General features: G+C 58.7%; 18 protein-coding genes and 3 pseudogenes. 4 read left to right on the top strand and 17 right to left on the bottom strand.

Annotated features, from left to right (window positions below):
* Nucleotides 1-51: 51 nt before the first annotated feature.
* Together ACWGS8_RS30940 and ACWGS8_RS30935 are read right to left on the bottom strand one after the other, a co-directional pair.
* Nucleotides 52-816 carry an enoyl-CoA hydratase/isomerase family protein gene (locus ACWGS8_RS30940; protein WP_454584496.1) on the bottom strand — a complete coding sequence of 255 codons (765 nt, stop codon included), beginning with the start codon at nucleotides 814-816 and terminating at the stop codon, nucleotides 52-54.
* A gap of 38 nt (nucleotides 817-854) precedes the next feature.
* The gene (locus ACWGS8_RS30935) at nucleotides 855-2441 is read right to left on the bottom strand and encodes a class I adenylate-forming enzyme family protein (RefSeq protein WP_454584495.1); all 1587 of its coding nucleotides are present in this window, start codon (nucleotides 2439-2441) and stop codon (nucleotides 855-857) included.
* A 394-nt stretch (nucleotides 2442-2835) separates the two neighbouring features.
* Between ACWGS8_RS30935 and ACWGS8_RS30930 the strand changes: the two genes are divergently transcribed.
* The gene (locus tag ACWGS8_RS30930; protein WP_454584494.1) at nucleotides 2836-3939 is read left to right on the top strand and encodes a mandelate racemase/muconate lactonizing enzyme family protein; all 1104 of its coding nucleotides are present in this window, start codon (nucleotides 2836-2838) and stop codon (nucleotides 3937-3939) included.
* Nucleotides 3940-4220: 281 nt separating this feature from the next.
* Here the strand turns inward: ACWGS8_RS30930 and ACWGS8_RS30925 are convergent, their stop codons facing one another.
* The 10 genes and pseudogenes from ACWGS8_RS30925 to ACWGS8_RS30880 all read right to left on the bottom strand — a co-directional run bounded on the left by ACWGS8_RS30925 (nucleotide 4221) and on the right by ACWGS8_RS30880 (nucleotide 16117).
* Nucleotides 4221-5159 carry an ABC transporter permease gene (locus tag ACWGS8_RS30925; RefSeq protein ID WP_454584493.1) on the bottom strand — a complete coding sequence of 313 codons (939 nt, stop codon included), beginning with the start codon at nucleotides 5157-5159 and terminating at the stop codon, nucleotides 4221-4223.
* 31 nt (nucleotides 5160-5190) lie between these two features.
* Nucleotides 5191-6438: an ABC transporter permease gene (locus ACWGS8_RS30920; protein ID WP_454584492.1), complete on the bottom strand. Its 1248-nt coding sequence runs from the start codon at nucleotides 6436-6438 to the stop codon at nucleotides 5191-5193.
* 70 nt (nucleotides 6439-6508) lie between these two features.
* Nucleotides 6509-7507: an ABC transporter substrate-binding protein gene (locus ACWGS8_RS30915; protein WP_454584560.1), complete on the bottom strand. Its 999-nt coding sequence runs from the start codon at nucleotides 7505-7507 to the stop codon at nucleotides 6509-6511.
* 151 nt (nucleotides 7508-7658) lie between these two features.
* Nucleotides 7659-8732 (bottom strand): ABC transporter ATP-binding protein, encoded by a 1074-nt coding sequence (locus ACWGS8_RS30910; protein WP_454584491.1) that lies wholly within the window; start codon nucleotides 8730-8732, stop codon nucleotides 7659-7661.
* 152 nt (nucleotides 8733-8884) lie between these two features.
* On the bottom strand, nucleotides 8885-9094 hold the full coding sequence (locus ACWGS8_RS30905; protein WP_454584490.1) for a hypothetical protein: 210 nt from the start codon (nucleotides 9092-9094) through the stop codon (nucleotides 8885-8887).
* A gap of 150 nt (nucleotides 9095-9244) precedes the next feature.
* Nucleotides 9245-10144: pseudogene (locus tag ACWGS8_RS30900) on the bottom strand (enoyl-CoA hydratase/isomerase family protein).
* A 120-nt stretch (nucleotides 10145-10264) separates the two neighbouring features.
* Nucleotides 10265-12616 (bottom strand): molybdopterin-dependent oxidoreductase, encoded by a 2352-nt coding sequence (locus tag ACWGS8_RS30895; RefSeq protein ID WP_454584489.1) that lies wholly within the window; start codon nucleotides 12614-12616, stop codon nucleotides 10265-10267.
* Nucleotides 12617-12663: 47 nt separating this feature from the next.
* Nucleotides 12664-13791: an alcohol dehydrogenase family protein gene (locus tag ACWGS8_RS30890; protein ID WP_454584488.1), complete on the bottom strand. Its 1128-nt coding sequence runs from the start codon at nucleotides 13789-13791 to the stop codon at nucleotides 12664-12666.
* A 162-nt stretch (nucleotides 13792-13953) separates the two neighbouring features.
* Nucleotides 13954-14289: an aldehyde dehydrogenase family protein gene (locus ACWGS8_RS30885; RefSeq protein WP_454584487.1), complete on the bottom strand. Its 336-nt coding sequence runs from the start codon at nucleotides 14287-14289 to the stop codon at nucleotides 13954-13956.
* 160 nt (nucleotides 14290-14449) lie between these two features.
* Entirely contained in the window at nucleotides 14450-16117 is a 1668-nt protein-coding gene (locus ACWGS8_RS30880) for a choline dehydrogenase (RefSeq protein WP_454584486.1), read from the bottom strand.
* A 622-nt stretch (nucleotides 16118-16739) separates the two neighbouring features.
* Here ACWGS8_RS30880 and ACWGS8_RS30875 point away from each other — a divergent pair.
* Nucleotides 16740-16933 (top strand): annotated as a pseudogene (locus ACWGS8_RS30875) (ABC transporter ATP-binding protein); the annotation flags it as partial.
* A gap of 304 nt (nucleotides 16934-17237) precedes the next feature.
* On the opposite strand, the gene ACWGS8_RS30870 reads toward ACWGS8_RS30875, so the two are convergent.
* The 3 genes and pseudogenes from ACWGS8_RS30870 to ACWGS8_RS30860 form a co-directional block, all read right to left on the bottom strand.
* Entirely contained in the window at nucleotides 17238-17534 is a 297-nt protein-coding gene (locus ACWGS8_RS30870; RefSeq protein WP_454584485.1) for a hypothetical protein, read from the bottom strand.
* Nucleotides 17535-17543: 9 nt separating this feature from the next.
* The gene (locus ACWGS8_RS30865; protein WP_454584484.1) at nucleotides 17544-18230 is read right to left on the bottom strand and encodes a transposase; all 687 of its coding nucleotides are present in this window, start codon (nucleotides 18228-18230) and stop codon (nucleotides 17544-17546) included.
* A gap of 613 nt (nucleotides 18231-18843) precedes the next feature.
* Nucleotides 18844-18986: pseudogene (locus ACWGS8_RS30860) on the bottom strand (IS3 family transposase); the annotation flags it as partial.
* Nucleotides 18987-19445: 459 nt separating this feature from the next.
* Here ACWGS8_RS30860 and ACWGS8_RS30855 point away from each other — a divergent pair.
* Nucleotides 19446-20870, top strand: coding sequence for an aldehyde dehydrogenase family protein (locus ACWGS8_RS30855; RefSeq protein WP_454584483.1), 1425 nt, complete (start codon nucleotides 19446-19448; stop codon nucleotides 20868-20870).
* Between the two features lie 434 nt (nucleotides 20871-21304).
* On the opposite strand, the gene ACWGS8_RS30850 is transcribed toward ACWGS8_RS30855, so the two are convergent.
* Nucleotides 21305-22318 carry a helix-turn-helix domain-containing protein gene (locus ACWGS8_RS30850; protein ID WP_454584482.1) on the bottom strand — a complete coding sequence of 338 codons (1014 nt, stop codon included), beginning with the start codon at nucleotides 22316-22318 and terminating at the stop codon, nucleotides 21305-21307.
* Entirely contained in the window at nucleotides 22294-23511 is a 1218-nt protein-coding gene (locus ACWGS8_RS30845) for a type II toxin-antitoxin system HipA family toxin (protein WP_454584481.1), read from the bottom strand. Before ACWGS8_RS30845 ends, ACWGS8_RS30850 begins: the two co-directional genes overlap by 25 nt.
* A 1443-nt stretch (nucleotides 23512-24954) precedes the next feature.
* On the opposite strand from ACWGS8_RS30845, the gene groES reads away from it, so the two are divergent.
* On the top strand, nucleotides 24955-25239 hold a 285-nt coding region (groES, locus tag ACWGS8_RS30840; RefSeq protein WP_454584480.1), incomplete at its 3' end, for a co-chaperone GroES.

Raw genomic sequence — 25239 nt, 5'->3', positions numbered from 1 at the left:
AACAGCCGATCGGCCGAAAACGAAAGTTGTTGGAACGACACCAGCCGCGATCTAGTCGCGGTTGAACACCGCCGGCCGCTTCTCAAGGAACGCGGCGACGCCCTCCAGGCCGTCGGGGGACATGTTTAGCAGGGCAAGCTCTTCGCCTTCCTTGACCAGACCTTCCCTGATCGGGAGTTCCGCGTGGCGGGCGGCGGCCATGATCCCGGCTATCGCCGACCGGCTAAACGGGATCCATTGCTCGACGAAGGCTCTGGGTTCGGCGACTGGATCCCTCACTATCCTGTCGATCAAGCCGATGCGAACAGCTTCCTCGGCCGTCACCGGCCGAGCGGTCAGCATCATTTCCAGCGCGCGTGGCGTACCCACCAAGCGAGGGAGCCGTTGCGTGGCGCCGGCGCCCGGAAGCAGCCCCAGCTTGATCTCTGGAAAAGAAAACGTCGCACGTTCGGTCGCAAGCCGGAATGTGCAGGCCATCGCCAGTTCCACTCCGCCCCCCATCGCCAGGCCGTCGACAACTGCGACCGACGGCACTTTTGCCTCCGACAGACCCTGCAGGACAAAGCGCCTGTAGGTCGCGCGCTTGGATGCCTCTTCGGGACCAAGACCGGTCAGGTCGTTGATGTCGGCGCCGGCACTGAACGCTCGGTCTCCCGCCGCCATAAAAATCAGACCGCGAATGCTTTTGTCGCTGTTGGCAGTCTCGACTGCCTTCTCGATGGTGTGGAAAGCGTCAAGATCCAGCGCGTTCAGGCGATTTTGCCGGTCGATCAAGACGGTTCCGATAAAACCGTCGACATTGAAGTTTACAGGCATCGGCCTTCCTTTCGCGAACGGGGAAAACGGGGACGTCTTCACACACCAGGGACGGAGGTGGTCATTTCTTCCCATTTCTTTCGAAGGGCGCTTTTGTCGACCTTGCCGGTCCTGCCAAGCGGCAGTTCTTCCTCGAAGAAGATTTGCGCCGGAAGCTTGTACCTAGCCAGAAATTCGGACGCGTGAGACAGCAGAGCTGCCTCCGTCAGCGCCGATTTCGGCTGCCTCACCACGAATGCGACGGGGATCTCGGCAAACTTGGGATCCGGCACCCCGACCACGGCTGCGCCGGCGACTTCGGGATGGCGGGCAAGAACGCCTTCGATTTCTAGGGGGGCTACATTCGCGCCGCCCCGCTTGATCAAATCCTTCGACCGGCCGGTGATATAGTAATACCCATCGGCGTCGCGATAACCGATGTCGCCGGTCTTGAACCAGCCGTCGCTGAACGCCTCAGCTGTCAGCTCGGGGTTCTTGTGATAGCGCTTGACGACCGACGCTGCCCTCGCCAGCAGTTCGCCCTGCCCGCCGACCGCGCATTCGTTTCCGCCTTCATCGACGAATTTGACCTGCGCGCCCGGCGCCAGTCTGCCGGCAGCGCCCTTTGGCGCGTCTTTGGTGTCGGATGAAAAGCGGCCGAACAATGGATAGCACTCCGTCATGCCGAAATAGTTCTGGATCTCAACGCCGAACTTGCGCGCGAATCTAAGCCGCAATTCGTCCAGCAGCGGCGACCCCGACGAAATCATGGCCCTCATGAAGGAGAGGTCGTAGGTCACCGACTGTTGTTCTGCGAACTCCAGCATCATCGAGAACATTGTGGGGACGCCATTGTATATCGTGACCCCATGCTCGACAAAAGCGTCGAGCATCTCTCCGGGATGGAACCGACGGTGAATGACGACCTTTGCGCCGGCAAGCAGCGATATCGTCGTCACGGTCGAGAGCCCGAGCAAAAAGCCGAACGGCGAGCCTACGGCAGTCGTATCGGCGGGCGTCAGGCCCCAAAGCTCGACGAACGCGGCGGCCGCGTTCAGCTGGTTCGTATGGCTGAGCACCACGGCCTTCGGCGTGCCGGTCGAGCCTGACGTATAAGTGATTATAAGGTCATCGTCGGGATCGCGCCGCCCGACGTCGGCGGGAGAAGGCGTTGCCGACACGTTCGCGAGTTCGTCGATCGGCCTGACCAGCCCTGACGGAAGGTCGAGGGCCGAAAGATCGGCAACCATCTCGTCCCGGAAAAGTACCTTGGCCTCGCTATGGCCGATTATGTACTTCGCTTCTTCGGCCGTCAGATTGAAATTGAGCGGAACGAATACGGCACCTATCTTGGCGCAGGCGATGTAGCAGTGGACAAACTGCGGCCGGTTTTGCGCGAAGACTGCAACCGATTGCCCTTTCTCGATGCCAATCGACAGCAAATGCGCAGCGACTTTGTCGATCTGCTCGATCAATTTGCCAAAGGTCTCGGATTGATCATTGTAGACCAGCGCTACGTGTTCGGGTTGGCGATCCGCCACCTCCTTCAGAGCTTCGTAGACCGTTTCAGATTTCCAATAATCTTTTTTCACGTTGTTGAGCCCATTCGTTTCGGCGGCCAGGTCCGCAAATTGGTTTCGCGCCACGGCCGCGCGCTAACCAGCCTTATTGTACCCGACAGTTTGCAATTATACCAGTTAGAACTCTCTACCGTCATCAGCCGAAAAAGCAAGTGGTTTCAGCCGCGCTACTGTGAACAAGCTGTGCCGCTGCCGGGCACGGGCAATCCCATTCGGCCCTCAAGACCGCGCCGTCGCAGCCGTTTGAATCTGATCGCCCCATATCCGCCGATCAGCGACCGCTAACATAGCGCCATGCCCCGAGGGTCCCTCGCCTTCTGCCGCTCCAGTCTTCGGTTCATGACGATCTAGGTCTGGGGCTCGTTCCGGCGCCCTCCGGCCAGGAAAGGACGAAACATGTTGAACCCTCGGTCGAATTCACATACGCTTCAGATTCTGGTTATACTGGGGGAGATAATCCATGAAAATATCGGCAATTTCAATCTATGGCTTGGAGCTTCCCTTGCAGACGCCGCAGGTTCTGTCCCGGGGGCGGACCTTCGACGGCTTCCAGTCGACTTTCATCAAAATAGATACCACCGAAGGACTTTCGGGCTGGGGCGAGGTATGCCCGTGGGGTTCCACCTACCTGCCCGCCTTCCCAGGCGGAGTGCGCGCTGCTCTCGCTGAGATGGCGCCCCATCTGATTGGGCAGGATCCGCTGCGACCCGACGTCTTGATGCGCTACATGGACACACTACTGAGCGGGCACATCTACGCGAAGGCGGCAGTCGATTTTGCCATCTGGGACATCATGGGGAAGGCGGCCGGCCGCCCAATTTACGAGTTGCTCGGCGGCAAGGAAAACAATCCGGTCCCCCGGCTCGCGTCAATCCACATAAACACCTTTGACGTCATGCTCGAGGAGCTCGAGCAAAAACGAAAGGCAGGCGTCAAAGCTTTTTCCCTCAAGGTGGGGAATGGGGTCGAGCAGGACATCGAAACCGTAAAGCGCTTCACCGAATGCAGGCAGCCGGGGGAAATCTTCATCTTCGACGCCAACGGCGGCTGGAGTCCCTATCAGGCGATCCGTGTAATGAATGCAGTCGGCGATCTGGATACGACCTTCGAACAGCCATGCGCGACCTACGAACAATGCCTGGAGGTCCGCTCTCGCACGCGGCAACCAATCTCCCTCGACGAGTGCATGGTTGAACTACGCGACTTCGTCCGGTCCCTCTCAGACAAGAGCTGCGAACTCGTGAGCATCAAGCTGGCGCGTGTCGGCGGACTTACCCGTGCCCGCGCAATCCGCGACCTGTGCATGGCGTACGACATCAATCTGTTCATCATGTGCATGGCAGGCACTGTCATCAATGACACAGTGGGCGCCCATTTTGCCCAGACAATCCCCGGCAATCGGTTCATTGGAGCGTGGTCCTGCCAGGATTATGTGACCGTTGATCCTGCGCCGGGCAGAGGCGCCCGGACGGTCAATGGCATGCTTCCACCACCCGATCTGCCGGGACTCGGCGCCGAACCCGACCTCACCTTGCTCGGCGCGCCGCTCGCGGTTTTCCAGTAGGACCTCGCGCAATCGGCCGGCATTTACCGGCCGGAGCCGGTCTTTAGGTTCAAAGCCGCAAACTGCGGGACAGGTCCTGTTCCGCCCCACGTTCGGCTGGATCATCACCATTCAGCGCAAACTGAAGGCCAGCGTAGGATCGCTTGGCAGGAAGGGAGCCGCACTTCCATGCGGTCGATTTGGACGCGCGGGCAACGGGGCTGCTGGCACCAGCAGATGGCACGTGGCGGCTGGCGGCTCTGCTGAGCGAAGGCTGCGGCGCCATACTCCGCCGGCGCTGTCTACTGCGGCGAGAGACCACGCAGTCTTTCCGAGCGACGGCGCACGAACTCGACGGTCACCAGGAATGCGACCGAGACCATGACGAGGATCGTCGCCGCTGCCAGGATTGCTGGGCTGACCTGCTCGCGCAGTCCACTCCACATCTGTTTAGGAATGGTGACCTGCTGAGGGCCACCCACAAACAATACGGTCACTACCTCGTCAAACGAGGTCGCGAACGCGAACAGCGCCCCTGCGACTACGCCCGGCAGGATGAGCGGAAGGGTCACCTTTCTGAAAGCCCAGATAGGGGATGCGCCAAGGCTGGCGGCGGCGCGCGAAAGTGAGGCATCGAAGCCGACCAGCGTCGCGGTGACGGTAATAACCACGTACGGCATGCCTAAGGTGGCGTGAGCGAGCACGATGCCGGTGTAGGTCGCCGTGAGACGTCCGCACTGAAAGCCGATTATGCTGCAGGGATTGGAATAGAAGAAGAAGAGACCCGTGGCAATGATGACAATCGGTATGATCATGGGAGACAGCAAAATGCCCATGATAAGCTTTCGGCAGGGCATCTCGCTGCGGGCAAGTCCCAGCGCGGCCAGCGCTCCCAGCACGGTGGCGAGAAGGGTCGACCAGAAGCCGATAATGATCGAGTTCCTGGCCGCATTCACCCACGTCGAATTCGACCACATGTCCGCTAACGCGCTCATGCTCCACGGCGCATCGGGTTGATTCATGCCGAATTTCAAAAGGAGGTCGTACCAGCGTAGCGAATAACCGGCTGGATCGAGCGTAAGCATCTGGCGGGTAAAGGAAAAATAAGGTTGCGCGTTGAAACTCAACGGGATGACCATAATAATCGGCGCGACCAGGAAGATGAAAATCAAAACGCAGATCGTTCGGTAGGTGTAATACCAGACCCGCTCAAGCGGGTCGGCATAAGCGGGAAGGCTCATCTCGTTGCTCCGATATCCATCCCAGTTGATCCTAGCCCATTCTCAACTTATCGATGCCGACGAGCCGATCGTGTATCCAGTAGAGGATCATGATCGCGACAAGCAGCATAAAGGCGAGCGCCGCGGCGAGGGACCAATTGGACGCGCCAAGGTGATACTGGATCATGTTTGAGATGAGCTGCCCGTCGGCGCCCCCGACCAGCGCCGGCGTGATATAGTAGCCGACGGCCAAGATGAAAACGAGCAAGGACCCGGCAGCGATACCGGGCAATGTCTGCGGCAGATAGATCCGCCGGAACGCTAGCCAGCTCGATGCGCCGAGGCTTCGTGCTGCCCGGACATAGGATGGGTTGATCATCTTCATCACCGAGTAAAGTGGTAGCACCACGAACGGGAGGAGGACATGCGTCATGACGATAATCGTGCCCGTCCGGTTGTAGATGAGCGACAGGCGCTGCGCGGTGTCGATGATGCCGGAACTCACGAGCACGTCGTTGATCACGCCTTGGTTCTGCAGCAGCACAATCCAACAGGACGTCCTGACGAGCAGCGAGGTCCAGAACGGTAACAGAACCAGAATCATCAATAGATTGCCCTTGGCGGGCGGAAGAGTGGCAAGCAGATGAGCCACTGGAAATGCCAGCAAGACGCACAGGACGGTTATCAACGCTGACAAAGCGAACGTCTTGACGAAAAGCGCGACGTAGATCCGGCGGTTCTCGGGCAACTGAATGACATTGCCGGCGGAGTCGCGCTGGCGGTCCAGCGCTATGATATAAAAATCAAGCGTGTAGGGATTGGCCGCCGTGCGCATGGCCTGCCACAGGCCTGGATCCTGCCACCGCGGGTCGGCTGCCACCAGGGTTTCCTTGTAGGGCGGCTTGAGGTCCGCTGAGTTGCGCGCGGATGCCGTGAATAGAGAGCGGGATCCCGGTACGATATAGTTGATGCGAGCGCCTGCTTCCCCGGCCGTCCGATTCCTCCGCATCAGGTCGAGATCAGCACCCAGTGCGGCATAGGCACTTTCGTCAGGCGCCACTTTGGACGGATTAGCACCGAACCACTCGACGAGATGCGGGGCGTTTTTCGAGAAGTCATCGCTATAAACAGAGCGGAAAAGTATCTCGCCTATCGGGACCACAAAAGTAATCACGACGAACAGCAGCAGCGGGAGGACAAGAAGGAACGCCCGGCGCCGGGCAAGGCGCTGGGCAGAAGCCAGCGCCTTGCCCAGCGGCCGGCCATCGGCCGTTGTGAGCTCAATGAAAGAGACCGTCATTTGGCATTCCTCGCCGGCACGCCGGTGAACGACTGAACCTGCTCAGCCGTTCACGCGGTTATGCCTCATTTTAATTGGAGGCGAGCCAGGAGTTGAAGCGCTCCGTCAGTTCCGCCTCATGGTCTACCCAGAACTCAGTGGACACCGCCAGAGCGGTCTTCAGGTTTTCCGGGTTTGTCGGCATGTGGGGACGAAGGTCGGTTTTGCCGTCCTTGAACATGTGGACCAACGGGACCGACGACTTGCGCGCAGGTCCGAACGGCAGCACGGTCGCGATGCCGGCGAGGCGCGTGGTGTCGGTAGCGAAGGCCATATATTTCATCGCATCCTTGAGGTGCGGAGCCCCCTTCGGGACGACGAACATGGCGAAGTCGTAGATCTGGCCATCCCAGACTGTCTTGAACGGCTTGCCCTCGACGACGGACGCGTTGAAAAACCGGTTCGCCGGCCCGTTGGTCATGACGACCTCGCCATCCGCCAGCAGACGGGCGGCTTCGGCATTGGCCTGGTACCAGACGACCTGGTTCTTGATGGTTCCAAGTTTGGTAAATGCTCGATCGACGCCTTCGGGGGTTGACAGCGTCTTGTAGACCTCTGAGGCAGGGACGCCATCAGCCATCAACGCGGTCTCGAGGGCGAACTTGGGCTGCTTCCTGAAAGCGCGCTTGCCGGGAAATTTCTTCAAATCAAAGAAATCCGCCACGGAAGTCGGTCCCTGGGGGAACTTGCTGGTGTCGTACGCATAGACGAACGAGTAGACCACCGTTGCCACGGCACAATCCAGCACGGAGCCCGGCAGAAAATCGTTCTTCGCCGACGTGCCATCTGGCGCAGCATGCAGGATAGCCGGATCGATGCGCTCCAGCAGGCCCTCGTCGCATCCGCGGATGGCGTCCGGCGTCTCTACTTCGGCCACGTCAACCGTAACGTTGCCTGCTTCGACCATCGACTTGATGAAGCCCGCGGGATTGTCCGAATCCACCATGCTGCTCGGGATGCCAGTTTCCTTGGAAAACGGCCGGTTGAAGGCTTCGACCTGTCCGGCGCTGTAGTCACCCCCCGTGGACATCACGACCACCTCTGCTCTCGCGGCAGCCGTTATTGCCAGAAAGGCGCATGTTGCGAGTAAGACGTTTCTCAAGTTGTTCTCCCCTTTAGTTGTCTATTGACGTCAGGCTTCTGCGGCAGTTCACCTTTCGACAAGCCAGCTTTCGAAAGATCTAGAGGGGGTCCAGTGCCCTGGCGTCATGCGGATGCCATCCGATCCGAATCCGCTCGCCGGGCGACAATTTGGTTTGCCCCAATGTGTTACGCATCTTGATGACGAAGTCATCGCTGCCGGCAACGCGCAGCCGCCCTCGCAATATGTCGCCCATGTAGATGACTTCGAGCACGTCGGCATCGATCGTATGGGCGCCGGCTGGCATCATTTCGGGCTTGAATTCGACGCGCTCGGGCCGAATGGATACCAGCGTCGCCTGACCTTTCGTGGTGACGTTCACCGCGGTGGCGTCAATCAGTTCACCAGTGGTCAGCCGAACAAGCGCGCGGTCCTTCTCCAGCGCCTCCACGGTTCCCGCGAGTTTGTTGTTGGCGCCGATGAACTGCGCGACAAAACTGTTGGTCGGGTTCTCATAGATATCGGCCGGAGAGGCCAATTGCTGGATGCGACCGTTGTTGAACACCGCCACCCGGTCGGACATGGTCAACGCCTCGCCTTGGTCATGGGTGACGTAAACAACGGTGATGCCGAGAGATTCATGCATCCTCCGGATCTCGAACTGCATGTGCTCGCGCAGATGCTTGTCCAAGGCGCCCAGAGGCTCGTCCATAAGAACGAGTTGGGGATCGAAGACCAGAGCGCGAGCAAGCGCGATGCGCTGCTGTTGACCGCCGGACAGCTGGGCCGGGCGCCGGTTGGCGAACTCTCCCAACTGCACCATTTCAAGTGCCCGCTTGATCTTGGCCTCGCGATCGCTTCGAGCCATTCCCCGCACTTCAAGAGGGAACGAAAGGTTCTCCCCGACGGTCATGTGCGGAAAGAGGGCATAGCTCTGGAACACCATGCCGATGCCGCGCTTGTGCGGAGGGACAAGATTGATGTTGCGGCCCGAGAGGCGAATTTGCCCGGACGTCGCGGTCTCGAAACCGGCCAGCATCATCAGGCACGTCGTCTTGCCAGACCCGGATGGACCGAGCATGGTCAGGAACTCGCCCTTTGAGACCGCCAGATTGAGATCTTTGACGACCAGGGATGTCCCATCAAAGCTCTTCTGAACGTGGTCGAAGACCACGAAATCTCGATCTCCGCACCTCTTCTCCGACGCCGCGACGCCAGATGTCATTGGGGCACCACTTGTGGCCATGTACGAATTCGTTCCCAACAGCGTTTACCGCTTTTAGACGCACGAGTATGTTTACACGACCAGCCGGTTAATTCAACTGTCTAATGGGTATTTTTTTGGCAAGCTGCGGCCAGTTCAGAACCGACCAGTTCGGAACGGCGGCACCCCGTCAGCACGACACAGGGATCCGATGTGCGGACCAAGTCGCCAGCTGCGAAAATCTCTCCCAGCGCTCCTTCCAGCACGAACCGGAAAGAGCGATAGCCGACCCTCAGCTGCGGGAGGACGTCGTTGCCGCGCTGGTTGATCACGCCCGATATCTCACTGCCGGCGCGAGCGGAAATGGATCCTTGGACCGCTACCGTCCAGTGATCTTCAATTCCTCCAACCCGACACCAGCGGCACCTGAAATCTTGTCGTGAGCTATCAGGCGCACGGCACCTCTGGAAGACGCACCAATTTCACCGAGGTGTATTGCCTAACGTCCCGAGCGTGCATGGTCTCCCTTCACCCTTGAGGCTCAGGGGCCACCGACACACCGACATTTCTATCGGCATGCCGCACAGCAAACGCCTCCGGAAGCGTGGCGGCCACTTTTCGAGAAATGCCGACCGACCCTCAACGATGTCTTCGCCCGAGAAAAGCTGGTCATAAAAAGGTTGCAGCTTGCCGCACAGCTTCAGGTCCGGAGAGACCAAAGAGTCTGTAATCTTCTTCGTTGCCGCAAGCGAGGCCGGCGACCGCTCCGCGAGCTCGGTCGCATAGGAATTCATGGCGGCCGACAGCTGTTTGCCGGGGACGACGCGATCGACCAGACCCCAGGCCGAAGCCTCAGTTGCCTCAATGGTCCTAGCCGAGAAGAGCATATCCTTTGATCGCGCAAGACCGATCGTCGCGATAAGGCGAGCGGAGTCGTCGGGCGAATAGGCTAGCCCAGCTTGGAAGCGGTCACTGCGATCTGCGCGGTTTCATCGGCGAAACGCATATCCGCCGACAATGAAAGCCCGAGACCTGCACCCCATGCAGGCGCCTCTGACCTCAGCAATAACAGGTACTGACAGATTCTTGATGGCGATTTTGGCTTGGCGGTAGAGATCATTGTAGGCTTCCGCACTCTCACTTGAGGAGTAGACCCTGGAGAACTCCGAAATGTCTGCCCCCGCGCAGAAGTGATTGCCTTCACCAGAAATGATCAGCACACGGATTTCGGGAACGCCCTCTATCCGTCGACAGGCCTCAATCAACCCCGACCACATTCGTTCGGAAATGGCGTTGCGCACAAGGGGACGCTTGAGCGTCAGTCGAGCGATGCCCGCGACGTTCAGTTCGAGGCAACCCTCTGAAAATGTCTCCAAAGCCATTATCGGCCCCTATTTTGCGATGGTGCTGGATAGCTGATCCCGAACTGGAGCGAGATTTGCCTCAAGCCGAAAGAAGCGCCGGCGCCGAGCGATGTTCTCGCCTGAGACCTTGCAACGTCATCAACCTTGCGCTCGTCTTGCAAACTTATTTTTTCTTCTTTTTTTGATCAAAGGAACGTCGAATGCCGTGATCTGCGGGAGAACCCCCCAATACGGTTCAATCTCCACCAGGCAGGACTGCGCAACGGTGGCTTGGGTCATGCTCGACGAACCACTGTCGAGGGTGAGAACATTGGGATTTCCATGTTTCTCAAGGGGATTGTCTGAGCTCCATGACTCAGGATCAAACCACGCACCGGTCGCCATGACGACCACCCCGGGGAGCAGATCGCTGGTCAATTTAGCGCCCGCCAGGCAAGCGCCACGGTCGTTCCAGACGCGGACGACATCACCATTTTTTATCCTCCGGCGGTCTGCGTCGTCCGGATGCATCAGGATCGGCTCGCGCCCGTGGATCTTTCCCGCTTTGCTAAAGGGTGCGTGGTCGAGTTGACTGTGCAGCCGGCGGCGAGGTTCCTGGGTAAGCAGATGCAGCGGGAACCGCGACGCGAGAGGCGATCCCAGCCACTCTACCGGTTCAAGCCACGTGGCTTGGCCACGGCAGTCTGCATAACCAAATCCCGCTATCGTTTCAGAGTAAAGCTCAATCCGGCCCGAGGGCGTATCCAGGGGAGATGCGGTCGGATCGGCTCGAAAATCACCAAGCATGATCGTTGCATCTTCAGCGATGGGAAATTCGATCCGTCCACGACGCCAGAATTCGTCGAATGGCGGCAGGTCGGTGTGCGTCTGCCGGAAGGCTTCGTACATGTGCCCCAGCCATTCCTCAGCAGTTCGACCGTCGGTGAACCGATCTCCAGCTCCCATCGCGCGGGCGATTCCGGCAAAAATCTCGTAGTCGCTCTTCGCTTGTCCCAGAGGATCGCGCAACTTGCGCATTGCGATCAGTTGGCCTTCGCGGGATGCGAAGCCGAGGTCGTTGCGTTCAAGTCCCGTGCTTGCCGGCAAAACGACGTCGGCGGCTTTGGCCGTGCTCGTCCAGAACTGCTCATGAACAATGACCGTCTCTGGTCTTTGCCAGGCGGTCACAAACCGGTTGAGATCCTGGTGGTGGTGAAATGGATTTCCGCCGGCCCAGTAGATCAGATCTATCTTGGGGTAAGTGTGGCTGCCGCCGTTATATGTGAACACGTCTCCGGGCTTGAGCAGCATATCAGCCACACGCGCCACCGGAACGAATGCCTTTACGGGGTTTCTCCCTTGCGGCAGGCGTGGACCGGACAAACGCTGTTCGGCCGAGCCGATCGAATTCATCGTGCCATAGCCGATGCCAAAACCGCCCCCCGGTTTGCCGATCTGGCCAAGAAGGGAAGCCAAGGTGACCAGCGCCCAATAGGTCTGTTCGCCATGGCTCTGGCGTTGCAGCGACCAGGAGGCGTTGATCATTGTTCTGGCGCGGGCCATATCACGTGCCAGCGCCGAGATACGATGTCGCGGGACCCCGGTGATGGCTTCAGCCCATTCGGGAGTTTTTGCAATCCCGTCCTTCTTCCCGGTAAGGTAGGCCTCGACTTCCGTGGATCCGACGCAGTAGCAGTTCAGGAATTCGCGGTCGTGAAGGTCCTCCGACAGGAGGACGTGCCCGAGCGCAAGCATGAGGGCAACATCTGTGTTCGGCCGGATCGGCAGCCATTCCGATTCCACGTCGATATCCTGTCGAAGCGGACTGACGTTTATGAACCTGGTGCCTCGAGAGACCATTTTTAGCAGTGCGTCGCGCACTCGGTGACGCGCCGGCCCGCCAGCCGTCATTTGCGTGTTTCGCAAGGGCAGGCCGCCAAAGGCTACGAAAAGCTGTGTGTGGTCGGAAAGAATGTTCCAGTCCGTATGCCGATCCAGCAGATGCTCCATGGGAGCAACGATGCGCGGCATTATGACCGAGCCAGCTCCGAAGCTGTATGAATCGACGGACCGAACATAGCCTCCGATCGCATTCAAAAAACGGTGGATCTGACTCTGTGCGTGATGGAAGCGACCAGCACTTCCCCAGCCATACGAACCGCCGAAAATCCCATCGTTTCCGCGATCGTCGATGACGCGCTGGAGTTCGCTGGCGACGATCTCGAATGCCTCGTCCCACGGCACCTCGACAAACCGCGCGTCGCCTCGGCGGCTTGAGGGCGCCTTGGGTCCATCTTTCAGCCAGCTTTCCCGGAATGAAGGGCGAAGGACGCGAAGGGCGTCCACTTCTGCCGAGAGTTGATCAAGCCCGATGGGACTTGGGTCCTTGTCCTCACGCCAAGGCTTGAGGACAGGGCTGCCGTCGGCGCGCCTCTCGACTTCATGGGTGCCCCAATGCCCCAGCGCAAATTCGGGGTGTTCAGCCTCATTGTGGAAGCACTTCCGCGTCACGGCTGATCGCCTCGCGGCAAGCCGCTGCTGCAGGTCGGCGGGCACATCTAGGGAACAATCACGAGCTTTCCGACGTGATTTCTTTTGACCAGTTCCGATTGGGCGAGGCGGAGCTCTTCGAGGCCGAAGGTTTTTTCAATCAGAGGCCTCAGGCGACCCGACTCAATGTGACCTATCACGCGTTGAAACGCCGCCGACGTTGGACAAGTTATGCCGTACATCTCCAGATCCTTATAGATCAGGTCACGCAGATCCATAGGCTGAATGGGCCCGGCAATGGCGCCGGCCGTGGAATATCGCCCTCCCCGGCGCAGCAGCTTTAACAAGTCGCCGAAAACCGGTCCTCCGACAACGTCTGCGACCACGTCGACACCTCGCTCGCCGGCGATCGCTTCAACGGCAGATCTTACAGCACCACCTTCACGCGCCACGAACTCGTGCGCTCCCAGGGAGCGAATACGTTCTTCCTTTGCGCCGCCGGCGACAGCGATCACGCGAGCACCACGGATGAGGGAAAGTTGGATCAAGGCCGTTCCCACACCCCCTGCGGCGCCCGTAATGACGACGGTTTCGCCGGTGTTGAGCCTTGCCCTTTCCAGCATTTCTTCCGCGGTATCATAGGAGGTCGGAAAGGTAGCGAGTTCGGCGTCGCTAAGGTCGCTCTTTATTGCGTAGGCATTCTCTTGCGGGACCGCAACGAACTCCGCGAACCCGCCGTCGCGATCGCCACCGAGGTAGGCTACGAGCTGCGCACGCAGGGGCAGAGCGGGATCGCGAACCTGGGGGTCGACAATCACCCGCTCTCCCAAGCGGGACCTGTCCGCCGAAGCGCCAGCCGCCACAATTCGTCCAACGACTGCGGCCCCCTGGATACGTGGAAACCTAACGGCTTCTTCCTTCCAGGAAGCCTCCGTGTCTGCGTCGGACTTCGCGGCCGCGCCTACGCCGCGAATTCCGACATCTTCCGAAACGCTTTCATTGACCGCTCGGTCATACCAGCGTGTGCGCAGGTTGACGTCGGTATTGTTGACGCCGCAGGCGCCGACCCGCACCAGAACCTCTGCCTCAGCCGGTCGCGGTACCGGCACATCACCGCGATACTCCAGCTTCTCGACGCCGCCGTAGCCGGTCAGCAAAACCGCGCGCATCCGATCTGGTATGGGCTGGGCGTTCATGGCGTATCTTTCATGAGATTTCGGGTTCGCGATGGGTCTTAACTAGAAGACGCTGGCCAAATCTTTGTTTTCGACCACGATGCTTTTTATTTGCGTCTAGTGATCGAGTGCGACGACCGCGCATTCGCGTCCCTCCCGGAATCTTTAACACCGGCATGAAATTCAAAGGCCGCGGCCACCCACACGGCATCGACGTAGCGCGTTTCGGAAAATGCCACGACCTGTATCGGTCGTCCCTACACGCGCAATGTCGTCGTTGCGTGCACGCACAAGTAATTCCTCAGGACGCAGAATACTCGCCCGTTCAAGCGGACGTTTCGCCGCCTGCTCCTGTTGCTCCGCCTTTGCCGAGGAGACAGCTCGCTCGACGGGTGCAGGCGTCGCTTCGCAGACGCTGGCGACCACCTCGCGGGTTGCGGGGTAGATCACATCGATCCTTGCGCCAGCCGCGCCCTCAACATCGCCATTGCTGTGCGATGCTTTTGGTTGAAGGTCCATAGATATCCTCGATTGTTAGCGTTCCACCGGCTCGGTCAAGCCCACATCCAGTTGCGCGGGCCTGCTACTCAAAAGACCAAGTGGGATAAATTTATACTTGAGAGGATATTTCTGCAAGCAGTCATTTCAAGCGAAGGGCCTGCTTGGCGGTCAAAGTGTTTTATCGCTGGCTGGTCTGCCAGGAGGGATGCACCCAGTACGGGTCATTTGAAGGGGTTAGTTGGGGCCTTCCCAGACAGAAATCCGCGGCACGTTCGCCGATCATGATCACCGAGGCGTTCAAGTTGGAAGTCACCACCAGCGGCATGATGGAGGCATCGGCGACCCGAATGCCCTCCAGTCCGTGAACCTTCAAATCGGGGCCTATGACCGACGCCGGATCATCGCTACGACCCATGCGACACGTACAGGAAATGTGATAGGCAGTTGTTGCTCGGCTCCGGATCCAGTCGTCGAGTGCCGCATCGCTTTTCACGGCCTGGCCGGGTTCAATTTCTGCCCCACGATAGGGGGCAAAGGGTTGAGCCGCGACGAGCTCGCGAACGAGCGCAATGCCTTCCCGGAACGTTTGCATGTCGCTTTCGCCACGGAGATAGTTGAACAGCATGGCCGGTGGCTGCGCGGGATCGGCCGAACGCAGACTGAGGGTGCCGCGGGCCTCCGATGTTTCGAGCGTGCAATGAACTTGGAAGGATTCGATCCGATACGGCTTGTAGTTCTCATGCGAGATGCCGAGCGGGAAAAACTCCAGTTTCAGGTTGGGTTTGGATATCCCTGCCCTGCTGCGTACGTATGCGCTGACTTCAAACTGGTTGCTGGCAGCAATACCACGCTTGAACAAAAACCAGTCTAATCCGACAACAGCCCGTCGCGGCCATGTCGCATGGCGGCGCAGAGTGACAGGCTGCCGGCAAGCGTATTGGATGGGCAGGTCAGGATGATCCTGAAGATTCGCGCCCACAGCCTTGTTGTCGAGGATGACATCGATCCCGTGACGGGCGAGTTCGCTGGCAGGGCCAATCCCAGACAGCTTGAGAATATGGGCAGATCCGACACCGCCTGCTGCGAGAACAACTTCGCGACGGACCCGAAAAATCACTTGCCCGGTTCGTGTGCGGCATTTCACGCCGGCAGCCCGCTTGCCCTCGAAAACAACCCTTTCAACCAGGGTTCCCGGCAAAATTGTCAGGTTTGGCCGCGCCCGGACCGCCGTCGTCAGAAATGCCGCGGCAGTGGAATTTCTTTGCCCGCGGACGATTGTCTGCTCTGACACCGAAAATCCCTCGTGCTGGGGTCCATTGCCGTCCTCCGACATCGGATAGCCAAGCGAGCGACCGGCCTCCAGGAAAGCCCGATTCAACGGATTTGAATCAGTCTCGGGACGCGTGACTTCAAGAGGACCACTCCTGCCGCGGTACCGGCTGTCGCCGGCCTTGGCGCTTTCCATTTTCTTGAAATATGGCAGAACGTCCGCATAGCCCCAGCCGTCACAGCCAAACTGGTCGCGCCACTCGTCATAGTCCTGCGGATTGCCACGCGTGAAGACCATGCCGTTGATGGCTGACGAACCACCCAGCACCCGACCGCGAGGATGACCTACCTTACGCCCTCTGAGGCCCGGCTCTGGCTCCGATTCCAAGCCCCAATTGTATGTGGTCGACTTCATCAGATGGTCGAGGGCCAGAGGCATCCGGATTTTCCAGTTCTCGCTATCCGGTCCAGCTTCAATCAGAAGCACCTGCAACGAAGACTGTTCGCTCAGCCTGGCAGCAAGAACGCATCCCGCAGACCCTCCGCCAACAATGACAAAGTCGAATTCCAGTTGCATTGCCTCTCCCATGCACGGGTCACAGGGTACCATGATCTATAGGTTCCGCATCGTGAAGACGCGAAGCGCACTGATTTGCAATCTTGCGAGGGCCGGACAACTGCCCTCCCCCGCTAAAAAGGCGAACATCGAACTAATCAGTATGTTATTAATCTAATAAGTATCCAGGGCAGCTAAGCGCGTCAAGCGGAATTGGCTGCTACCCCTCTATTCAGGGCTTGCGCGGGTGCAGCCCCGATCGAGCCGCCCCTTCACGTTAGCCTTTTCGACGCAGTTCGACGGGTGCAGCAAGAACAAATGACGCCAGCGAAGAGCGGATTCGTCTCAAATTCGTCGAAAAGGCTGCAGCCTTGCGGTCGGTGACGACTTCGATCGGGGGCTATCGGACCGCTGATCGACGGCATGCCCGGCCAAGATCGGATGCGATATCGCGGATGCGGGCGATGCCGGGGCGAGCGCATTGGCGATGAGGGACGCTGACCTACCAACGGTGCCCACGATATCTCCAGTACGATGGCCGACACGCATGAGAACACAATGGGGCCGTGGCTCCGATCATCAAAAATGCGGATCCGATACGTTGCACTCCAAAGGAGGCGGGCCGTACCATGTCGCGCGGTGCGCGGTGATCTTCCAGGAGACGCGCCTGCTACAGTGGCTGACCGTGCTCGGCAATGTCGCCTTCGGACTTGAAGTGCGCGGCGCGCCCAAGGAGGAAGCCGATGAGAGGGCGCGATCATGGTTGGCCTTGCCGAGTTCGCCGAAGGCTGGCCGCGGCAGCTTTCGGGCGGCATAGCGCAACGTCTCGGCATCGCCAGCAAGCAAAAGGACCTGGAAAGTGGGGGCCAGCGAAGCGAACCCGCAAGAGCCTCACTGCCTGATTGATCATTGGAGTCGTTCTGGTGCAGAGCAGTAGCCCAATACTCTACGTCGAATATGAAAAGGCGGGAGAAATCCCCGCCGTTCCCTTGTAACAGATCTTGTTCCACATGCAATTTCTGGAACGCGCGCAGCTACGGCCCTCCGGTTTAGCCAGACTCCGCGAGCGCTTGTCTAGAGGCCTTCGGAACATCCGGAACTGGCCTCGTCTCCCTTCGGGTGTGCCTCGCTCGGGCGAGAATCAGCCCGCTTTATTGAGATTGCCGGCTGAAAACTTGCGGCGGCGGCGGTTCTGCTCGATCTCATAATTGATCTTCTGACCATTGGCGAGGGTCGAAAGCCCTGGAGGGATGGCCATGCTTGTGAGAAGCAAATGGATGAACCGGAAGCGCCGCAAGGACCGCAGGCTGCCAGTTCGATCAGAACCTCGGCCGCGGCGGAGCGTGTCGCGCTTGACCAACTCCAGCGCGCCGAGTGTTATCTGCCTGCCACGTGTGGCAAATTCCGATTGGGCCGAGGGCCTGGCGCTGCGGCTCAAGAACGGATGCTACGCCATGCCCAACCTCATCTTCAATTCGGCGTTCTCTTTGCGAAGGCGCTCTGCCAGAAGGGCCTTTAGCCGCTTGTTTTCGTCCTCAAGCGCGAGAAGGTCCTTCAAATCGTCGCTTCGGGCTGCAGGTGTCGACGCCCGCTTCCAATGATAATAGGTCTGCTCCGATATGCCCGCCTGCTTTGCGGCCAGCTTCAGAGTGGCGCCGCCGTTCATGGACTGCTGCATCTCGGAGAGCTTCTCAGCTCGCTGTTTTGCCGAATAAATTGTCCGGCCGCTTCCAAGTGCTGCCGCTTGATCCGACGTCCGCGTCTGAGCGACGGTACCATTGGTACGAGCGGACAATGTCTTGCCTGGCTTCGACTTGCGCGATTGCGCAGCTTTTTTATTGGCCTTGGGCTTTTCTGCTTTCGCAGAGGATTCAGACGGGGATGCTACAGCTTCAGCGCCACTTAAATCCGGCATAGGAGTCTCCGCTTGCGAATTGAACAGATATTCAGGATCGGTGGAGATTATGACGGATTCAATCGTCTGACAATTAGGGGGCTCTGTCGCCTCCGATTCTCGGGTTGCCTCGGCGACGGCCGCTGAAATATCAAAATTTCCCCAAATGGACCGGGACTGTTTTTGAATGCCACGCTTCCGCTTGACTTCCACGATGAACGGTCGCGTTTGACGCCTCATGTTGCTTCCTTGTGAGCATCATTGTCGAAGAGGTCACCGCCAGCTCGAAATTCGCCACCAATTCCTGTTCGGCGCTGGCGTATCCGCAAGAAGGCGCCTTGGCAACTCGATCAGCCTCACGGCTCATCTCGTCGCCGAGGCTGCAAACTCGTCGTAAAATGGGATAGTGTCAGTTGCTCGCGCCGCCTTGCCTCGGTGGGCATTCAAAAGCCTTTTGTCAACATTAAGGTCGCCGCTGCTCGAAAAGGCCGCGGGAAAGCGGAGGCCTTCCGATGATGATTGAGGAGCAGGCGGGACGGATCAGCTGACGGCCGGACGTATCGGTCGCCTCGAGATCAATCGTCCCAAAATGGCAATGCAGTGGCTGGCGCCATGCGGCCGGGCATAATAGAGGGCTATAATCGCATTTCTGAGCTCTCCGAAGTGAAGGTGCTGGATCTATCTGGTGCAGGTAAGCATTTCTGCGCAGGGGCTGACATTTCAGGGTTTTCCCAAACGGATGCCACCGATGAAAGCGCGGAAAACTATAACAATGCATATCGCGCCGCCGAGACTGCGGCGTGCCATCTTGCTTTGACCGGTAGTCGCGGAAATTCGTGGTGCCTGTTACGGGGGCCAGCCGACCACGCAGCTCCGTCTGGGGAAGACGCCGGGACTGGTAGCGGATCATCTTGCGATCGGCGCCGACAAAGGAACAGGCCCGACGCTCCGACAGCCCATAACGGCCTGCAGATGCGCGACGGCTTCGCGCGTGGCAATTCCGCAAGCTGAGCGGGTTATCATAGGGCGCTCATCGTCGCGTTGTTTTTCGAAGGGAGTCACCTTGGGCGATCGATTCAATTCACAGGGAGGCCAACCGATTCACTTCGTCGCCCGCCGATCGCGGGCACTGTGGAGGATCCACCGCCCGATTTTTGTCCGTTTTAGAAACTCTGAGGCGGTTGCACAATCCATCCGGTACTGTAATATACGTATGAGTACGCATTTTGACAAAGCACTGCTCTGGCGGGCGATGGCTTCCGCATAGGTTTTGTCAATGCAGTATAGCATACCGCCGAATAACTCGGAGGGCATGCGTCAAGAAGGAAACAACGAACGCGTCATCATCCGGTTGATCCGTTTCAATCCCGGCGCCGTGGTTTGCCGTGCGAATCTGTCGAATGCTCTTCAGCTGTCCAATTTGAGCCGCTTCGCTGACATCATAAAGGTAGGTGTATGCAACACGAGTCACAGTTTTACATTGACGGCCAGTGGGTTAATCCTATTTCAAAGTCCCGCCGGGATCTTATTAACCCGGCTACAGAAAAGCCCTTCGCGACGGTGGCGATGGGGTCGGCCAGCGATCTGAACCGTGCCGTAAGTGCGGCTCGGGTTGCCTTTGTGAGTTTCTCATCAACGCCCATCAACCAACGAATTGAGCTCCTAAAGAGCATAGATTCTGCCTTCCGCAAGCGGGAGCGCGAGATTGCTAAGGTGGTGACTGAAGAGATGGGCATGCCCATCTCGCTAAGCAGCAGCTCGTTGTTGGAGTGGTGCAAAATCCATACCGCGGCAACGATCGACATCCTCAGGAATTTTGAGTTTGCCGAGCGAATGAAGACCACGATGGTCTACAAGGAGCCGATCGGCGTTGTCGGGCTAATCACACCGTGGAATTGGCCTATTGGCCAAATCTATACCAAGATTTTGCCTGCGCTCGCCACCGGTTGTACGATGGTGCTCAAGCCTTCTGAGATCACACCGCTCGACGCTATAATTTTGACAGAGATCCTGCACGAGGCCGGCGTTCCGCCGGGCGTGTTTAACCTGATCAACGGCGAGGGCGCCGTCGTCGGAGATGCGATGGCCCGCCATCCTGGCATAGATATGATCTCCTTCACAGGTTCGACCAGAGCCGGTATCGAAATAACAAAGGCAGCAGCTGATTCCGTCAAGCGTGTGGTCCACGAACTTGGCGGCAAGTCGGCGAATATCCTTCTAGATGACGCCGACTTCGAAACAGCCATTCCAGCAGCAATTGACAATTGCTTCTTTATCAACGGCCAAGCCTGCGATGCCGGAACGCGCCTTCTGGTCTCCCGCGAACGGTATGACGAGGCGGTAAATCGAGCAGTTGACGTGGCAAAGAAATTAGTCGTTGGACCACCGAGCAATCCCTCAACCACGTTAGGCCCCGTCGCAAACGCTACTCAGTATGAACACGTGCAGCGGATGATCCAGGCTGGGATCTCGGAAGGTGCTACCCTCGCCTATGGAGGCTTAGGGCGCCCCGACGGACTAGATAGCGGCTATTTCGTGCGCCCGACAGTTTTCAGTGACGTCAAGCCGGGAATGACGATCTATCGAGAAGAGATCTTCGGGCCCGTTCTTAGCATTGTCGCCTACGAAGGTCTGGACGATGCTGCACGCCTTGCGAACGACACGGTCTATGGGCTGGCCGCGCACGTCACTGGCAAGGACACGGACAAAGTTCGTGCGCTCTCGCGTAAGCTGCGCGCAGGTTCTGTCTACTTAAACTCGCCGGCGTGGGATCCTTACGCACCCTTCGGCGGCTACAAGCAATCGGGGAACGGGCGCGAATGCGGTGCCCGTGGCTTTGACGACTTCCTGGAAATCAAGGCGGTCCTAGGCTACGGGTGATGCGAAGTGACGAGATTGCTCCGTTCATCCGACATCCCTACAGCGCCGCAGAAATCCTCTGGCCGGATAGAGACTCTCTCTATCGGGCACACCAATTGCCGCGTTGGACACGCGGCAAACCACAAAAATCATCACTTGCGCGCCAAATTTCCGCCGCTTCCGCCTCACCGTTGACAGGAAGCCCCGGGCCGAGACAAGCGCCGACGCCGTTCGACCGTCGTGATCACCCCAATCCGAGGTTCATCATATACCGCCAGCGCTTGCACCAGGACTTGCAGCCTTCAGCATCAACAAGGCGCCGGTCAACCTGGGATAAGATCCAAGAGGACCGGACAGTTCGCCGGCCGATTTGCGCTGCTGCTTTTTACGAACTTTCAGCGCAAGGTAGTTCCTCGACTTGGCCTCTGGCGGCTACCACGTGACTTGGCTGCGGTCTATCGCATCCTGCTGCTCAGAAGGCGTCCGACCTCCGCCTGGATGCGATTTGCGGTGATGCCAACAACGCCGAACCGTTCGTAGATCGCGGAGACCATAGGAAACAGAGTGTCCGCAAGGCGGGAACTGATGTCGACAGCGGGGACTTCTGTTTCGACCAGCACCTCGTCGCTGCGAGCAGGCCTTCCCTCAAACATGAGGTCACTGATCGGGTTCGCCCAGTTCCGCAAAAGCCGGCTGGTCAGTCCGGTGTAGAGCGCACGAAACCGAACCGTGATCTGGCTTTCCGGGTCCTTCCGCATAAGACCGGCTAGCCGCTCGGCGTGAAGAAGCGCCTCGCCCATCCGCCACACAGGCAATGTCGTATCGAATACACTCGCCGGCGGAAAAGTCTCCTGACCGTCCTCCTGATAGCCCCGAATCAGGAACAATCGTCCCGAGGGTACGGCCCGCCAAAAGTCGCAATGCGCGGGATCGTTAAAGATGTTGCGCTTGACCCCGTCACTCTCCGGCGGCAGCCAAACCTCAATGGCTCCGCCGACCTCGCGTGGGGCAAGATCTTCGCGGGTCAACATCATAAAGACCGGCCAACCAGTGTGCCGGGTGACCGCGTTGTCCAGGACCTGCTCGAACTCCGTCAGAGCAAATGACTTCAGATCACCTTCCAGGCAGTAGTCGAACCGATATGAGCCATTGGGAAACCTGGCAGGGCTGTCGGTGGGCAGATTATTTGTGAGGGCGCGCCATCGATCAAATGATGCCCGCACGAACCGATCCTGTGCACCGCCTTCCGTGGGCTCGTCCAAAAGTCCGACAACATGAAGGATATCGAATGCCTTTGCGAGCGTCAGGGTGTGCTCGCCCCGTTCGAAGGCTGCAATGGTCGGGATGCTGACGCCAGCGAGCGCTGCATGCTCGCGCTGGGTCAGACGTTCTTCTTTTCGGCGGGCGAGTGCTTCGTCAACGAGCGTGCGCCAGCTCAGCGGGCCTATTCCCCGAGGATTCTCAGGCATTGATTACTCACGATCTCAGAATATTTGGTGACAAACCCGTCAGGTCCTTCGGCTGCAGGCGGCTGGATGACCGCTGAAGCTTTGGCGACCTGTCGCTTAAGGTCCTTCAGCGTCTGGTCGATGACGCGATCCGAAAGACCGATATCGCCTCCGAAACCTCGGAACAGCTCACCGTTGGCAGCGCCAAGGTTGACCTGCTTGCCGCGGATGGTCAGGGCCAGGGTTTGATCAAAACCGTCATAGAGAGCGGTATTGAGGACATCATAGGCGGGTGAGAGCCTAAGTCCCGTCGAAGTTTCCAATAGAGAGAAATTCTTGAGATGGGCGTCGCAATTCCCGACAAGCGCAAAAGCCACCAGACGCTGAAAGAAGCGCTGAAGGTCGATGACTACACGCGATGAGTGCTTTTTGATGATCGTGGCCACATCTTCGTAGGCGGCATCGTATTTGCCTCCATAGTCCTGGCCGCGGGGCTTGGCGAGGATTTGCGCGCAATCTTCCAGTCGGAGCTTTTCTCCCTTCGGCCCGCGGTCGAACCGGGTGACAATGAGGGCATACTCGTCACCCACGGGTGCGGATTGAAACTCGTTGACTTCTTTCGACCCGAGCACCACGCCGGCCCACCGCAAGCTCAAAGCCTCGTTGCGGACGAGCGTCGGAATGCTTTGGGAGTTGAATTTGGCTATATAGGGAGCGGGTCCGGTTGCTCCGGCCGGGACAAAGCCGCCCTTGCCGCGCACAACAAGGAGCTTCTTCTGTATCCCGGAAACCGTACGGCCAGGACTGGTTGTGGCTTCTGCAGCCGCTGCGGAAAGCCCGGAAACTGCCGGGGGGACAACGCTCACAGCACCGATGCAATCCGAGCCGTATCGCAAGAGCAGGCCAAGATCGTCCTGACCGTCGACATGAGCGCCACGTGCCTGTTGTTCGCGCAGCCAGCCCTCGGGTCCGAGATGTTGGAAAAACGGATGTAGGCTGGACGGCCAGTCATACTCGTTCCGCGTGACGGGAAAGCAGCAGGCAATGTCCTCCGTCCAACCCCGCTCGTAGGCAAAACGGGTCCCGCCGGCAGGTGTCTCCGACAACCTACCGGCGATGCGGTCCTTGAAAAGGATTTCGGCAGAGCGTAATTCAGAAGCTATGGCTTTTCCTTTCCCGTTCCTAGCGTAGGCTTCGCTTATCCGCGCAACCACGCCTTATTATATGGCACCTCCGGAGAAAAAAGCAAATATAATATCATTCACGTGCTTTGTGGACCGAAAAAGCTATTTTGTCTTGATATTTGCCGGCAAACGGACTAAGATTTTGGATGGGCTAAAGCCTAAATTCAGCCGCGATCTGGGGCTGCCACGAATAAAGCTAACTCCCCTGCGCGCCGCACCTCCGGGGGATTGCCCGGAGCCTCGTGTAGAAAGCCGCTGGGTGGCCAGGCGGTCGTTGGCGTCAGGCCAGGCATCCAGGAGCCGCTGCGGCAACTCGCACGTCGTCATCCATGACCTCGGCCCATTTGCGGCCACCGGCTCACCGCGGACCTAGCTGACGCCAATTCGACTTTCTCTGCGGTCGCCGGGTTGCGTTCAAGGGCGGCCGGGTCCTAGGGAACGGGGGTGAACAGCGATTTCGCTTCGTCGAGTAGGTCGTCCTGCCCCCATCGCCATGGAGGTGAGCAGACAAGATCCGAGTGCAGCAAACCGAAAGTTCCATCCAATCGCCAAGCAAGCCTCTCCTTTTCCAAATCCGAGACTGTGCGCCTGCTTCCCAATACCAGCGGGGCGCGTCCCCGGCGGCATCTGCAGCGTCGCGAGAGAGGAGCAAAAGTCGAGCCGGGAAGAACTCGGACAAGTGTTCCATAGGCTTTCGGTCCCCAGCTGGGTGTAACCATCGCAGGGTCGTGGGCCTGACGAACCCGACAATTTGCCGTTGCCGAGCGTATGCCGACGCCGGTCCACACGATCTATGTCCGCAAATTGCGACAATGGCCACGACCGCAAGCATCAGTTAACGCTTCTGATTGGGGGGCCCCCAAGGAAGAGCTACTCGGTGCTATCGCCCGCAAAGCCGGGCCGACCATGAAAACTTCCAGCAGCTCGTGAATGGGAACTCGACTGACCAGTTCAAGAAGGCGAAGAACTTCTTCAACGGCGGTTCGGCTCCGCAACATGATATCAAGCCGCTGGTCTGATCCTCAGCTCGTCGGTTGCTCACGTAGCGCACCTAATCAGCAGCGTGGATCCAGATGACCTCAGCTAGGGGATTCGAAGCAAAACGATCCTGACGATTGGCGGCGAACATCCGCCGATCGTCCTTTATCGAACACGAGAACCGCATCACGCCGAGACCGCGGAAACGAACAGTCCTGTCGATCGCCTTGTGAAGGGCCTTTATGCCGATCCCACTGACGGCCGCCGCCTTTGTGAGGGGGTATAGATGCAAGAAATGAGCCCATTCTCCTGCTCGTTATGGAGAATGATATAGGCCCTCAGCTAACGTCCCTTCGGCTGGGTTTCGCCGGTCTTCGCGCCTTGACTTGCAGCCGCCAACGGCCTATCCACCCTTTTGTTAGCACTCGTCCTCGGTGAGTGCTAATCGCGCTCCGGCAACGGGGAACCGTTCAACACCGCACCAGGGAATCCAAAATGGCAAAGTCGAAGTTCCGTCCACTTCATGACCGCGTGGTCGTTCGCCGGGTCGAATCCGAATCCAAGACCGCCGGCGGGATCATCATCCCGGATACGGCAAAGGAAAAGCCGCAGGAGGGCGAGATCATCGCTGTCGGCTCCGGCGCCCGCGACGAAGCCGGCAAGCTGGTTCCCCTGGACGTCAAGGCTGGCGACCGCATCCTGTTCGGCAAGTGGTCGGGCACCGAAGTCAAGCTCAATGGCGAAGACCTTCTGATCATGAAGGAATCCGACATCATGGGC

It is taken from the genome of Mesorhizobium sp. 43Arga (genome assembly GCF_053714255.1).
The sequence above is the reverse complement of the archived record's forward strand: the minus strand, read 5'-3'. Positions and strand labels throughout refer to the sequence as shown.